The organism is Collinsella sp. wc0529 (genome assembly GCF_046116875.1).
Lineage (GTDB): Bacteria > Actinomycetota > Coriobacteriia > Coriobacteriales > Coriobacteriaceae > Collinsella.
Window position 1 is genome coordinate 717,528 of the sequence record NZ_JBJXBO010000001.1, and the last position, 13,853, is coordinate 731,380.

A 13,853-nucleotide genomic window follows, 5' to 3' on the forward strand; every position below is an offset into this window, starting at 1 on the left:
TGTCCGGTAGTGGCGAGGGGAGCCTCTCTTTTGCTCCCCTCTTGCGGCGGAGGGGGACACCATGCGCCTATGCAGGACGAACTGCGCGTTCTTGTCGAATGATGGGCTATGTGTAGAGATGATGGTCTCGGGTAGAGGCCGTGTCGCACTCGGCTGCGACGAACCAGGCATTCAATCTTCATCCGGGAGGGCCTTGGCAAGACGAGCAGGGCGAAGACCTTGGCGACGTTCGAGGGCCGTGTGACGCCCGGCTCCACGCTCATCCACGACATGGAGGGCGCGCACATGACGCTTGTCAACAAGCTGTCACTGAAGAGCCAGCGCTACAACGCGAAGCTGCTCAAGTGCGTTCCCGACGGCCAGAACCCGCTGGGGCTCGTGAACCGGATGCGCTACTTCATGCAGAGCTTCCTGAGGGTTCACCCCGGCTCCAACCGGGACGACATGCAGGGCTGTGGCTATGAGTCCGCCCGAGGACAAGCTTGAGAAGGTCGCGATGGTGCTCGATCGGGCAATGCGATACCCGAAAACGCTCAGGTTCAGGCAGTTCTATGCAAGAAGGCCCAGCTCAGATGAGTTCGACGAGTAATATTTATCAACACAGTGCAAGGGGGATTTTATTTGTATTTCATCCGTGTTGAGCTTCACACGGTGCGCGACTCATCGCAAACTGGCGGTCGCAGCGGAAAGAAAACCGACTGTAGACGAACGATCGAAATCGGGAGCAGATAGCCACCGGATGCTTTTCGGTCTCCTACGCGTCGACCTCCGCGATTTCTTCTGCGTCTCGCCAAGTTGAAAGGAGCGATGTCGAAAACTCCTTTTCGGTTAGCGTCAAGACATCCTTCACGCAAAACCCTTTCAATTTGTCAGGAAGCCCAAAGCGTGCTTTTCTCCTAATCGAACTGGCAACTCGCTTCAACGCGGTCTTGTTCTTGTCCTCGTTGTATACCAAAACAAAGACGCAGTGCTCGCGAAACCATCTCGTCCTCTTTCCCCACAGGTCCGAGCAGATCAAAACGCTGTCCTTGCACTTCTCGATGAGGGCGTCCCTTTGGCCAAGATTGATACCAAGCTCTTCGTCATCCTTGGGATTGAGCCTCTTCCCCAGCGTCTCCTTCAGACTGCCGTTCTTAAATTCGACTAGATATAACGTTTCCCGGTCGCAATACAGCGCATCGGCGGAGCGCGGGAGTTGCATCCACCTATTGACCTTTTTGCAGTAGCATTCTTTAACAGAGTCAAAATTGACAACAGGGAAATCGTCATCCACAAGAGAGACGCTCCCGTCTCTGGATGTTTTGGAGATGGTCGACGTGCAGTCCCTTAGGATACAGGTCCTGCAACGGGAGCAACCATCGCTGCCATCTGGCACCGCGGGAGAGTTCGGATGAGGGCAGGAGGCGCACAGGTCGCTACTCAAGGCCGTACTCCTCCCTCTCAAGCGTATCAAAAGGAGCCGCCAGCTTCTCGTAGGCGACCTCAGTCGAGCCGGTTATATCGGCAAAGCGAGAGCGTCCATCAGTGCAGGTCTCCGCAAGATAATATGAGCACAATCCATCAACAGCGTGCTTCTTAGAATACACTTCGATCGCATTCAGGAAATATGGACTATGGGTGCTCATTAAGACGTGCATCCCGAGCTCTTTCTGGAGCAGCACGATTATCTCGGCGAAGGCCAGCTGCCATGCAGGATGAAGATGAATCTCGGGTTCATCGAGGATAATAGTCCCTCCGGCATCTAGCGCGCCGGACTTCAAGAGCACCTTCATGATGGCGAACGTCTTCAAGCCAGCAGAAAGGTTCCCAGGCTCCAACCCCCGAGCGAAGCCCTCTTCGAGATACGTAAGGTGACCGCGACTTTCGCTCCTCTCGAAATGCCCCGGACATAAGGAGGAAACCTTGTCCATGAGAACCTTCAGGTGTCGCTCCTTCGCGATCTCTTCGAACAGCGAGGACTCGCTGTCATCGTTACGGATGGTCGCCTGAATCAAATCTTGCCGCAGCTCCTCCTGGTGTCCAAGGAGGGGCTTGAACCGAAAAGCGGGGCCGTAGGGTCCTCCGAGAGAATCGATCAGGAACGGGTCGTCCAGATAATGCGCCCTGAATCGCAAAACCCTCCTATCGTGCACCTCCGCCACCTCGTCACTTGCAACCGAGAAAACCGTAGATGCGTCCTTTATCTGGAGTTCGACCTTCCCGGGCTCTTCGCCGAAAACCGAATTGATCTGGCCGTTGAACTCGCTTCGGAACCTGTTTGTCGCAATCGCACGAAATACCTCATCATCGGAGATATCCATGATCTCGATAATCTGATCGGCAACTCCTGCTACGCCATTCGTGAAATCGGATTCGATCTCACGGGAGATCTCCTCCCCGTAATACTCCTTTATCTCATCAATAAGCTCGTCCCTCGTGCACTCGCCCGAAAAAACCCTGTCGATGAAACTATTCATTCTTCCAGCAGTTCGCCTATGGCGAGACGTGGAGTCGAGAGGGCTTCCCACATATGCCTTCCTGATGGCGCGCTCAACACTATTGCGCCTCATGCGGTCGATTTTGTTCTCCGAATCGGACATGCTGTTGAAGGCCGCATAAAGCGCTTTTCCAACCGTGCTTTTCCCCGTCCCGTTCTCCCCGGCGATCACGGCAATACCATTAATCTCGATATCGGCCTCAGCGACCCTGCCGATGTTTTTCATCTTGATTTTCAATGCATATCACCAGCTCTAAACTCGCGAGACTCAATAGCTCGATTATCGCACAGAGAGATCGACTTCTCGAGGACTCCCTAAATGGAACGCGCGGTGAGGACATGGCTCGCCGCCGTCCGCTTCGCGTTCGCGCGGGGGAAGGTGACGACCAGGGACCTCTCCGGGCTCATCGAGAGGAGCGCCAGATTCTCCTCGTCCATTTGAACTGTATCGTATTCAAGGACACTTGACTTAGAGGAATGGCGTTGAGCGGCGATAATCGTTTCAGCGCCAAAAAGAAAGGAGTGTCAGTCATGGCAGACGGGCCCTCCTACACAGCGGGGTACCGCGCCGAGGCCGCAGACTTCGCCGCCGCGTCGGGGAAGCCCATCGCCCAAGTGGCAGCCGACCTCGGCATCAACGAGAAGACCCTGGGAAGATGGGTGACGGTCAGGAAGAAGGAGCTGACCAACCACCCGGTCGCGGCGGCCGCAAGTGCATGCGCGAGCTCGAGCCCGAGAACGAGCTCCTAAAAGGCCCCGACCTCACATTGGAGGCCGGGGCCCGTAGATTTTGGAATATGCCCAGAAATCTACCGCGGTTGAGTGCTACTCGGCGTCGGCGAAGCCGTTGGGGTTGTGGCTCTGCCAGTTCCAGCTATCGCGGCACATGTCCGCGATGTCGTACTGGGCCTTCCAGCCCATCATGCGCTCGGCCTTGGAGGCATCGCACCAGTTGGCAGCGATGTCGCCGGCGCGGCGCTCGCGGATCACGTAGGGCAGCTCCTTGCCACAAGCCTTGGAGAAGGCGGCGACGACCTCGAGTACCGAGGTGCCGGTGCCGGTGCCCAAGTTAAAGATCTCGACGCCGGTCTTGCCGTTCATCCAGTTGAGGGCGGCCACGTGACCAGATGCCAGATCGCACACGTGGATGTAATCGCGCACGCCGGTGCCGTCGGGGGTGGGGTAGTCGTTGCCAAAGACCTGAACGGCCTCGAGCTTGCCCACGGCGACCTGGGCGACATAGGGCACCAGGTTGTTGGGGATGCCCTTGGGATCCTCGCCGATCAGGCCCGACGGATGGGCGCCGATGGGATTGAAATAACGGAGCAGCACGACGTCCCACTCGGGGTCGGCGGTGTGGACGTCCATAAGGATCTGCTCGATCATCCACTTGGTCCAACCATAGGGGTTGGTCGCGGGCTTCTTAGGATCCTCCTCGGTGACGGGCGGGTTGTCCGGGTCGCCGTAGACGGTCGAGGAGCTCGAGAAGATGATGGACTTGCAGCCATGGTTGCGCATGACGTCGATGAGCACCAGGGTGTTCTCGATGTTGTTGTGGTAGTACTCGACGGGCTTGCTCACCGACTCGCCGACGGCCTTAAAGCCGGCGAAGTGGATGACGCGGTCGATCTGATGGGTATCGAAGATCTTGTTCATCGCATCGCGGTCGAGCACGTTGGCCTCGTAGAAGGTGAGGTTCTTGGCGGCCTCGTCGCCCACGATGGTCTTGACGCGGTCGACGGCGACGGCGCTGGAGTTGGAGAGATCATCGACGATGACGACCTGGTAGCCACCCTCGAGCAGCTGAACGACGGTGTGCGAGCCGATAAAGCCGGCGCCACCGGTAACGAGGACGCAGGTGTCTTTGGGGTCGAGTGCTTTGGACATGTAGTCTCCTATCGAATCAGGAACACTTCTAGAGGGGAGTATAGCGCAGGCGGGGACGCCCAAATCGTGCGCAGTAGAAAAGCAGAGGATTATGTTAACGTACTCATAAAAGAGCTTGCGTACGCATAACCTGATCTTTGGCATTTGCTTACGAGCCGCCGACCTTGCGGTTTCCTGCCGTTCGTGGAAATCGTTGGGACGCGCCATATGTACGCTAATATGTATGAGTTGAGCGACATATAAATAAGCATGTAACGGAGTACATATGTCACCAAACAGCGATTCCATCCTTTCCCAGGAGCTCTCGCGCCGCACTGCCCTCAAGGCCCTGTTCGGCGCCGCTTCTGCGGCAGTTCTTTTTGGCCTGCCCGCTCGCGCCCATGCGGCGGAGGCTTCCAAAGAAACCACCGATAAACTGAATGCCGCCCAGGCCCAGCTCGACGAGGTTCAGGCCCAGCTCGACAGCATCGCAAATGAGTATGCGGCGCTGGCCAACAAGAATGCCCAGACCCTCAACGACATCGAGAATGTCCAGGGCAAGATTGACGACACGCAGGCCCAGATCGATGAAAAGAAGGCCGAGCTCAAGAAGAAGCGCAACGACCTTTCCGATCGCGTGGCCGCCAGCTACAAGTCCGGCGGCACGAACATCCTGTCGCTGCTGCTGGCCTCTGGCTCGTTTGAGGAACTCGTCGCCAACGCGCATTACGTTGAGAAGATCAACAAGAGCGACCGCGACGCCATCGAGGACATTCAGACCATCCAGGAAGAGCTCGATGCGCAAAAGACCGAGCTCGAAGCACAAAAGGCCGACCTGGAGAAGCTCAAGGACCAGCAGACGGCTCAGATGCAGGATATGCAGGCCAAGCAGCAAGAAGTCCAGACCGTGCTGAACGGTCTTTCCGACGACGTCAAGGAGCTCATGGCTCAGCGTGATTCCGAGATCCTCGCTGCCGCCCAGGCTGAGGAGGCCGCTAGGAAGGCGGCTGCGGCAGCCGCGGCCTCTGCGAACAAGAACAATTCCTACTCGGGTGGTTCGAGCTCGGGTGGCGGATCGTATGCCGGCGGCACCCCGCAACAGACGGGCGGTTCGGGCAAGCAGCAGGCCGTCGTCAATGCGTGCTACTCGACGCCTTCTCCCGGCCAGGGCTGGTGCGCTGCCTGGGTTACCAACGTCTTCCGCAATGCCGGCGTGGGCTACTTTGGTGGCAACGCGTGTGACATGTTCAACGCCTGGTGCTATAGCTCCGACCGCTCGGCGCTGCAGGTGGGTATGATCGTTGCCGATTCCTCGCACAGCGGCACGGGTGCTCCGGGTCTTATCTACGGTCATGTGGGTATCTACGTTGGCGGCGGCATCGTCATGAGCAATGAGGGCGCCATTACGTCTAAGTCGCTTGATTCGTTTATTAGCTTCTATGGCACTGGCTCTGGCGTGCGTTGGGGCTGGCTCGGCGGTATTGCGCTGTCGTAGCTGCGGCTTGGTCCGGGACAGTCCGAGAGGCATAAGGTTGCCTGCTCGGGCAGTCCTGCTCGCACGGAGAGCACATTAAGTGCTCTCCGGCTCGTGCGGAACTCGCGATCAACCTTATGCCTCTCGGACTGTCCCGGCCCTCTCGGGTCCAATACGTCACACACCGGACTGGTTTATCTGAATTAAAGAAAGTGAAGGCCCCTTTCGGGGCCTTCTTTTTATAAAAATTCGCCTACTCGGTGGACTTCGGGTTCTAGGTCTACGTTGAATTGGTCTTTGACGGTTGCCTGGATGTGGCGGATGAGTTCGTCGACGTCGGCGGCGGTGGCGTGGTCGGCGTTGACGATAAAGCCGCAGTGCTTTTCGCTTACCTGCGCGCCGCCAACGGCGTGTCCTCGCAGGCCGGCATCCATGATGAGCTTGCCGGCAAAGTAACCCTCGGGGCGCTTGAAGGTGGAGCCGGCACTCGGCATGTCGAGCGGTTGCTTGTCCTCGCGACGCTGACGGTAGTCGTCCATGTCGGCCTTGATCATCGCGGCGTTGCCCGGGGCGAGATTGAAAGTGGCCGAAAGCACGATAAAGCCGTCGTCGGCGATGCGGCTCTTGCGATAGCCCAGGTTGAGCTCATCGACATCGAACTCGATGATGTTGCCGCTGCCGCTGGTGCCGTCGTCGAGCATGCGGGCGGGCTTGTAGACGCGCACAGACTCCAGCACGTCTGCCATGCAGGCACCGTAGGCGCCGGCGTTCATGTAGCAGGCGCCGCCGACCGATCCGGGGATGCCCGAGATGGGCTCCATGCCGGTGAGACCGGCCTCGGCTGCCGCCGCGGCGACATCGGAAAGCAAGGCGCCGGCCGCCGCCGTGACGTGCGTACCGTCGACCGTAATGTCGGAGAGGCCTTCGCCCAACGCCACGACGACGCCGCGGATACCCTTGTCGCCGACGAGCAGGTCGGAGCCGTTGCCCACGATGGTGAGCGGCAGGTCGCAGCGATAACAGGTGTCGAGCGTGGCGACGAGGCCCTGCTCGGTATCGGGCGTGACAAAGACGTCGGCCGGGCCGCCGATCTTAAACGTGGTGTGCTCGCGCATGGGCTCGCTCATCAGCACGTTGTCCTCGCCGGCAACGCCAGCAAGCGCGCACAGCAGGTCCTCGTTAAAAAAGTCGTTCTCGTGCATACGAATATCCGCCTTTTGGTGGTCGTTGTCATCAATCGATTGCAATATACCCCACCCGGACGGATTTGGTGCGCTGGCGGCGATAAAACAGCCGTCTACCGGATTGGTAAAGTGTTTATCACCGAGGTAGAGGGGCGGTCGCTATACTTTCAAGAGATTGCGCGTAAACCTGGAAGGAGCGAGATGGCCAACAAAGTCACCCTCAAGCAGATCGCCCAGGAGGTGGGGCTTTCCCCCTCGTCGGTCTCGCTTGTTCTCAATAATCGGCCCTGTCGCATCTCGGAAGAAAACCGCAAGCTCATCAAGGAGGTCGCGGCGCGCAACCACTATGTCCCCAACCAGATTGCGCGTAGTCTGGTCATGCGCGAGTCGCGCACGCTGGGCCTTATCGTCCCTAACATCGAGAGCCGCTTTTTTGCCTCGCTCGCCGGTAGCCTGGAAAAGCGCTGCCGCGAGGACGGCTATGCGCTCTTTATTACCAGCTCGGGTGGAAGTGCCGACGACGATCTGGAGCTGCTGCGCCAGCTGGTAACGCGCGGCGTTGATGGCGTCTTCCTGGTTGTGGGCGACGAGTTCTCCGACGACCGCGCCCTGCGCGAAGAAGTCAGCCATCTGCCTATCCCTGCCGTGATGGTCGACCGTGCCATTGAGGGACTCGAGTGCGACAAGGTGATGTTCGACCACGAGATGGGCGGCTACATGGCCACCCGCTATCTGATCGAGCAGGGCCACCGCCGTATTGCTTGCCTGGTTAACGCACGCCGCTCCAATACGGGTCGCAAACGACTTGCCGGCTATGAGCGCGCACTGCGCGAGGTTGGCTTGCCTATCGACGCGCGTTTGGAGTTTGAGAGCGAGTACTACATTCCGAGTGCCTACGAGGCCTCGGAGGCGGTGCTCGCAACTGATGCCACCGCCGTGTTCGCAAGCTCGGATAACATTGCCCTCGGTCTGCTCAAGCGCTTACACGAGATGGGGAAGAGCATTCCGGGCGACATCTCGGTGGTGAGTTACGACAACTCGGCCGCCGACGTTCTCTTTGAGCCGGCGCTGACCGCGATTGAGCAGGATCCTGGTATCCTCGCGGAGCATGCTTTTGGCTGCATGTCCAAGCGTCTTGCCGGTAGGGGCGGTAGGCGTGCCGAAGAGGTCGTCCTGGAGCCGGCACTTATCGTTAAGGGCAGCGTGCTCGAACTTACCGAATGTAGCTAAGCGTACTTGTTTGTTTGCATAGATTGCATGCGGAGTGTCCGCTATTTGCCGGCCCTCGTCCGTTAACTCTTCCGCTGGGCGAGCCATAGACGCCGCGCACCGATGCGATAAAGCAGTGGCTTGAAATTGGTGCTATATTCGGCTTGAGTTGTTTAATGCTAGTACGGGAGGCTGATATGGGGCTGTTCAAGAAGAAAAACCCGCAGGATGCCTTTGATCCCGATGTGTTTACCATCACGGATACGATTTTGGACCCGCCGCGGTTTACATTTTTGCCGGCTATCTACCAGGATGCCACGCGCCGCAAGTGGGCTGTGCATCAACGCGGTGGCGAGCCGAAGATTTTTGACTATGCGGACGTGTTGCAGTGCGAAGTGGCCGAGGCAGGCGATCCGGAGGCCGAAGAAGCGGTCTCTAAACAGGAATTTGCCCAGCGTATCCTGGCAAATCCTGCCAAGGCGGCGAAAATAAACGCTGCCAAGCGTAATATGTGTCTTGGTATGGGCGTTGTTGTGGCGGTTCAGACGGGAAAAGACGAGGTTTCCAAATTAGAGATTCCCGTTATGACCGACGAGGTCAAACGCGATTCAAGTCTATATAAGTCGTATCGGAATGTCGCCGAGAAGATCAAGGCAGAATTTGATGCCATGGGAGGGCTGGCCTAATTTTGGCGGCATACGTTTCTGAATGAGGAGTCTGTGCAATGGCAGGCGAATCTTATGCAATTCCCCCCAAAGATCGTGCTGTTGAGGGAATTCTTTGGTATATCCAGCACCATCAGCTTGCCGGCGGCGATCGCCTGCCGGCCGAGCGCGTGCTGCGCGAAGAGATTGGCGTTTCGCGTACGGCGTTGCGTGCCGGTATCACGCGGCTTATCTCGTGTGGAACGCTCGAGAGCCGTCGCGGATCGGGCACGTATGTGTGTCCTCCCAAGCCGCTGAATATCTTCCAGGAAACGTATAACTTTTCCGATGCTGTGCGGACTGCCGGCCTGCACCCCTCTTCTCGTCTGGTTTCCACCGGGACCATCGAGGCGGATGAGGCGCTTGCCGACAAGCTTGGGGTGGCTGTAGGCGCTCCCTTGCTCCGCATGCAGCGCGTTCGACTTATTGAGGGCGAGCCGACGTCAATCGAGACGGCTCACGTTAACCTGTCCCTGTGCCCATCGCTTATCGAGCACGATTTTGAGTGCGAGAGCCTTTACGATGTCTTGCTCAAAGAAGGTGGCGTGCGTGTTGAGCATGGACGTGAGCATATCTCCATCTCGCGTTTGAACGCCGAAGAGGCCGAGCTGCTTCAGCAAGAAGAGGGAACGCCGGTGTTCTATGAGAGCTCGATCGAATTTGATAAGGACATGCGTTTTGTGGAGCATTGCAAATCGGTGATTTTGCCCACAAAGTTCCGCTTTGCCGATAACGGCGAAGAGAACGGCATGAGGAGCGTGGCGGGTGAACAATGGCTGAAACAGTAGATGCCACCCCGGTTTATATGCGCATTCGACGCCGCATCGAGGAACGTATCGAGCGCAGTATATATCCCATGGGTTCCATGATTCCGTCCGAAAAAGACCTTGCCGAGGAATTTGGTACGACACGCTTGACCATCCGAAGCGCTGTCGATGAGCTGGTTCGGCGCGGGCAGATTCGCCGTGTTCGGGGAAAAGGTGCCTTTGTGGCGCAGAAAGTACCTGCTTTTTTTGAACGCACGGTCGGTTTCCGTGAATCGGTCAGTGCTTCGGGCGGCGAGCCGTCCGTCCGTATTCTCGCGCGTTCCAAGCGTTATGCGGGGCCATATTACGCCGGCCTGTTTGGCATCGCCGAGGACGACCTGCTCTATTCCGTTCGACGCCTGAACTGCATAAACGGTAGCCCCGTATCGATTGAGACGGCGCTGATTCCCTGCCTGCTGTTCCCAACCATCGAAGATATTGACGTGTCGGTCTTCAGTTTGTACGAGACCTATGAGATGCTGGGCCGAAAGCCAGTCATGGCACAGGAAAAGCTCGATATCGAAGCGCTGGGCGCACGAGATGCCGGCCTCCTTGGACTGGAACAGGGCGATCTTGTTTTGCTTTTGGAATGCGTGAGCTATGACGCGAGCGGTCAGGCTATTGAGTATGTAAAGTCCTTCAATCGTGGCGATACGGGCGGCTACACCTATACGTACTAGCTGGTATTTTGTGAATAACGGCTGGGAAACTAACCAGTTTTGATCGTTGGGTCAGCTGTATATACAACCTTACAGGGCTCAAAATCGACCGTTCGCCGATGGGGATAAATTAATCGACAAAGAGGTATCAAAAAGCCGTAACCTGTAACTGTGATTGGTATCAAATACTAATGATTTGTTACGAGGTGAGACGATGAAGATGCTCGATTACGTTCAGCTTGCCCATGTGCGTATGGGGGAGAACCTCGAGCGTTCGTCTGAGCTGGTAGCGCAGCTCGTTGATATTTTCCAGTCCGGTTCTTTTGACGCGCTGCGCATCGTTGCTTCGGGTTCGTCGCGCCATGCCGCCGATTGCGCCCGCGATTACCTGCAAGATGCCCTGCAAATGCAGGTGTCCGTTGTGACGCCCGAGGCCTTCGTTGATTTTGAACACACCTATCCGCAGCATGCGCTCAACATTGCCGTTTCGCAGAGTGGCTATTCGACCAATACGATTGCGGCGCTCGATTACATGCGCGCACACGATATGGCTGCAGTTGCGCTCACGGCAAACGTCGAGGCACCCATCAAGGAACACGCTGACATCGTTCTTGACTACGGTGTGGGCGTCGAGTCGGTGGACTTTGTGACTCTGGGCGTCGAGGTGCTCGTTGAGTACCTGGTGCTCTTTGGTATTTACAGCGGTCAGGCGCGCGGAACGATTGACGCCAAGGGCGTTGCCCAGCGTCTTGACGACCTGCGCGAGGCCATCCAGGCCAATGCCGTCATGTGCAAGACCGCCGAGGCATATGTCCAAGACCACATGCTCGAGCTTTCTGAGCACACGCCCGCCATGGTCGTCGGCAACGGCCCCAACTATGGCGTTGCCGAAGAGGCGGCCCTCAAGCTGAGCGAGACCATCAAGATTCCTGCCATGCATCACGAAGGCGAGGAGTTCGTCCACGGTCCCGAGATGCAGATCGTTCCGGGCTATCTGGTGTTTATCGTCGACGATCCGCAGGGGTCGGAGCGTCTTGCGAATATCGCTGATGCGCTATCGAACGTTACGACAAAAGCGGTGCTGCTCACGGCCCATCCCAAGGGTAGGGCTCACGAGGTTGCGGTGCCTCAGGTGGCTCCGCTGCTCAGCGCAATTCCCAATCTTGTGTTCTTCCAGACGATTGCGGCCATGATAGCCGAGCGTCTGAAGTCATGGGACGTGCACCCGTATCTTGATGCTGTCTCCAAGCAAATGGAGGTCAAGGCAGAGGGCTACGAAGAGTCAGTCAATGCGCTTAAGGCCAAAGCGGCTGAGTGTTACGGAATGTAAGCGGGTTTTGATGCCCGTTGGCATGGGGGATGTGGAAACAACCCCAGAAAGGAGAGACAAATGAAGGAAACCGAGAAGATCGAGATCATGCATTTCGACCAGGAGGGCTATCTCGAGGACGGCAAGGCGCTCTACGAGACCGGCAAGAAGATGACCGCGCTCGCCGACAAGGTCGCCGACGAGGGCTACGACGCCGTGTTCCTGATGGGCGTCGGCGGCACCTGGGACGAGCTCATGCAGCTCGAGTACCTCATGAACAAGTTCGGCGACCGCGACCTCGAGGTCTACCTGATCCACGCCGCCGAGTGGAACGCCATGGGCCACAAGCGCATGACCGAGAAGTCCGTCGTGCTCACCGCCTCCGAGTCCGGCACCACCCCCGAGGTCCTCGAGGCCGTCAAGAAGATGAAGGGCATGGGCGTGCGCGTCTACGCCATGACCAAGCCCGAGGGCCCCATCGGCCAGGCTGTCGGCGCCGAGAACTGCGTCGCCATGGCTTCTGACCATGGTTCGGGCGGCTGTGAGAAGGGCTACTACCTCGCCGACTGCTTCGGCCTGCGCCTGCTCAACCGCCGCGGCTGCTTCCCCAAGTTTGACCTGTTTATCGAGCAGACCAAGGACATCTGGAAGGACATGCTCGATATCCGCAAGCGCTTCGAGCCGCGCGCCGAGGAGCTCGCCAAGAAGTACGCCCTGGCCCCCTACACCATGTTCATCGGCTCCGGCGCCCTGTGGGGCGAGACGATCCTGTTCTCGATGTGCATCCTGGAGGAGATGCAGTGGAAGCGCACCCGCTACATCACCTCGGCCGACTTCTTCCACGGCACCCTCGAGCTCGTGGAGCCCGGCGTCCCGGTCTTCCTGTTCATGGGCGAGGACGAGAACCGCAAGCTCGACGAGCGCGTCCGCGCGTTCCTGACCCGCGGCGTGACCGGCGACACCGACATCAACATCATCGACACCGCCGAGTTCGCGATCCCCGGCCTTGACGACGAGTTCCGCGTCATCGTCTCCCCGTGGATTCTGACGGTGCTCGTGACCGACCGCCTGGCTCGCTACTACGAGACGGTCACCAAGCACAACCTCAAGTATCGTCGCTACTATCACCAGTTCGACTACTAAAGAAAACGGGTGCGGGAACGTGCCGGGCTATTGAGAGGAACACAGAATGAGACAGTACATCATCGCCAGCCATGCGCACTTCGCTACCGGCATCAAGGAGAGCGTCGAGCTGCTCTCGGGCGCTCGCGACAACGTCCACGATCTTTCGATGTTCGTCGATGGCCGCATGGACGTGGCCGAGGAGGCCCAAAAACTGCTGGCAGGCATGTCTGCCGACGATGATGTCGTTGTCTGCACCGACCTCTTTGGCGGCAGCGTCAACAACGAGTTCACCAAGATCGTCCAGACGCGTCCCCGCACGTACCTCGTTACCAACATGAACCTTCCTCTCCTCATCCAGTTGCTGTTCTCTGACGAGTCGGCGCCGGTTGAGGAGACGATTCGCGCCATCGTCGCTGCGGACGATACGCGCGTGAAGTTTGTCAACGATCTTTTGGTCGATGACGACGAGGAAGAAGAGTTCTAATCCGCAGCACCTACTGACACGCCGTAAGACGGTACAAGACCTTTGGGGGGTCACATTATGATTCAGCTACTTCGCGTTGACCATCGCCTGCTTCATGGCCAGGTCGCAGTTTCCTGGGTTCAGGGCCTTGGCTCCAACTGCATCTTCTGCGTGGGCGATAAGGTCGCTAACGACCCGGTGTGGAAGACGACGCTCAAGATGGGCAAGCCTGCCGGCTGCAAGCTCGTCATCAAAGATATGGAGCATGCAATCGAAGCTATCAACTCGGGCGTGACCGACAAGTACAAGATGATCATCTGTGTCGCCACTATTGCTGAGGCAAAGCAGCTTGTTGAGGGCTGCCCGCAGATCAAGTCGGTCAACCTGGGCAACACCAAGCCCAAGGACGAGAAGCGTCCCGATGCGCGTCAGGTCTCTCGTCAGATCTTCCTGACCGCGGCCGAGGAAGCCGATGTGCGCGAGATGCTGGATCGTGGCGTTGAGGTCGAGATTCGACCCCTGGCCGATGACCCCAAGGTTGACTGCGCCAGCGTGCTCTAGGCGTTCAATTTCGAAGA

The 13,853-nt window shown here is 58.0% G+C and carries 15 protein-coding genes; 11 read left to right on the forward strand and 4 right to left on the reverse strand.

Features of this window, described 5'->3' with window-relative positions:
- Nucleotides 1-219: 219 nt before the first annotated feature.
- Nucleotides 220-486, forward strand: coding sequence for a hypothetical protein (locus ACKUTP_RS02950; RefSeq protein ID WP_409063511.1), 267 nt, complete (start codon nt 220-222; stop codon nt 484-486).
- A gap of 268 nt (nt 487-754) precedes the next feature.
- Here ACKUTP_RS02950 and ACKUTP_RS02955 read toward each other — a convergent pair whose 3' ends face one another.
- The gene (locus ACKUTP_RS02955; RefSeq protein ID WP_204987218.1) at nt 755-1,423 is read right to left on the reverse strand and encodes a hypothetical protein; all 669 of its coding nucleotides are present in this window, start codon (nt 1,421-1,423) and stop codon (nt 755-757) included.
- Nucleotides 1,416-2,702, reverse strand: coding sequence for an ATP-binding protein (locus ACKUTP_RS02960; protein ID WP_117584252.1), 1,287 nt, complete (start codon nt 2,700-2,702; stop codon nt 1,416-1,418). The genes ACKUTP_RS02955 and ACKUTP_RS02960 overlap by 8 nt, the downstream gene beginning before the upstream one ends.
- Nucleotides 2,703-3,007: 305 nt before the next feature.
- On the opposite strand from ACKUTP_RS02960, the gene ACKUTP_RS02965 reads away from it, so the two are divergent.
- Nucleotides 3,008-3,226 (forward strand): transposase, encoded by a 219-nt coding sequence (locus ACKUTP_RS02965; protein WP_409063512.1) that lies wholly within the window; start codon nt 3,008-3,010, stop codon nt 3,224-3,226.
- A gap of 75 nt (nt 3,227-3,301) precedes the next feature.
- Here the strand turns inward: ACKUTP_RS02965 and galE are convergent, their stop codons facing one another.
- Complete coding sequence (galE, locus tag ACKUTP_RS02970; protein ID WP_006235870.1) at nt 3,302-4,363, reverse strand: UDP-glucose 4-epimerase GalE; 1,062 nt, start codon at nt 4,361-4,363, stop codon at nt 3,302-3,304.
- 265 nt (nt 4,364-4,628) lie between these two features.
- Between galE and ACKUTP_RS02975 the strand changes: the two genes are divergently transcribed.
- Complete coding sequence (locus tag ACKUTP_RS02975; RefSeq protein ID WP_409063513.1) at nt 4,629-5,837, forward strand: hypothetical protein; 1,209 nt, start codon at nt 4,629-4,631, stop codon at nt 5,835-5,837.
- A gap of 218 nt (nt 5,838-6,055) precedes the next feature.
- Here the strand turns inward: ACKUTP_RS02975 and murB are convergent, their stop codons facing one another.
- The gene (gene murB, locus ACKUTP_RS02980) at nt 6,056-7,018 is read right to left on the reverse strand and encodes a UDP-N-acetylmuramate dehydrogenase (RefSeq protein WP_409063873.1); all 963 of its coding nucleotides are present in this window, start codon (nt 7,016-7,018) and stop codon (nt 6,056-6,058) included.
- A gap of 183 nt (nt 7,019-7,201) precedes the next feature.
- On the opposite strand from murB, the gene ACKUTP_RS02985 reads away from it, so the two are divergent.
- The 8 genes from ACKUTP_RS02985 (at nt 7,202) to ACKUTP_RS03020 (ending at nt 13,836) form a co-directional block, all read left to right on the forward strand.
- Nucleotides 7,202-8,230 (forward strand): LacI family DNA-binding transcriptional regulator, encoded by a 1,029-nt coding sequence (locus ACKUTP_RS02985; RefSeq protein ID WP_035137746.1) that lies wholly within the window; start codon nt 7,202-7,204, stop codon nt 8,228-8,230.
- Nucleotides 8,231-8,406: 176 nt separating this feature from the next.
- Complete coding sequence (locus ACKUTP_RS02990; protein WP_035137745.1) at nt 8,407-8,895, forward strand: hypothetical protein; 489 nt, start codon at nt 8,407-8,409, stop codon at nt 8,893-8,895.
- A 38-nt stretch (nt 8,896-8,933) separates the two neighbouring features.
- Nucleotides 8,934-9,701, forward strand: coding sequence for a GntR family transcriptional regulator (locus tag ACKUTP_RS02995; RefSeq protein WP_409063514.1), 768 nt, complete (start codon nt 8,934-8,936; stop codon nt 9,699-9,701).
- A complete protein-coding gene (locus ACKUTP_RS03000; protein WP_409063515.1) occupies nt 9,686-10,399 on the forward strand; it encodes a GntR family transcriptional regulator in 714 nt (237 codons plus the stop codon). The genes ACKUTP_RS02995 and ACKUTP_RS03000 overlap by 16 nt, the downstream gene beginning before the upstream one ends.
- Nucleotides 10,400-10,592: 193 nt before the next feature.
- Nucleotides 10,593-11,708, forward strand: coding sequence for an SIS domain-containing protein (locus ACKUTP_RS03005; protein WP_409063516.1), 1,116 nt, complete (start codon nt 10,593-10,595; stop codon nt 11,706-11,708).
- Nucleotides 11,709-11,768: 60 nt separating this feature from the next.
- Nucleotides 11,769-12,830 (forward strand): SIS domain-containing protein, encoded by a 1,062-nt coding sequence (locus tag ACKUTP_RS03010; protein ID WP_250787561.1) that lies wholly within the window; start codon nt 11,769-11,771, stop codon nt 12,828-12,830.
- A 46-nt stretch (nt 12,831-12,876) separates the two neighbouring features.
- The gene (locus ACKUTP_RS03015; protein WP_035137739.1) at nt 12,877-13,296 is read left to right on the forward strand and encodes a PTS sugar transporter subunit IIA; all 420 of its coding nucleotides are present in this window, start codon (nt 12,877-12,879) and stop codon (nt 13,294-13,296) included.
- Between the two features lie 57 nt (nt 13,297-13,353).
- On the forward strand, nt 13,354-13,836 hold the full coding sequence (locus tag ACKUTP_RS03020) for a PTS sugar transporter subunit IIB (protein ID WP_099432286.1): 483 nt from the start codon (nt 13,354-13,356) through the stop codon (nt 13,834-13,836).
- Nucleotides 13,837-13,853: the final 17 nt, after the last annotated feature.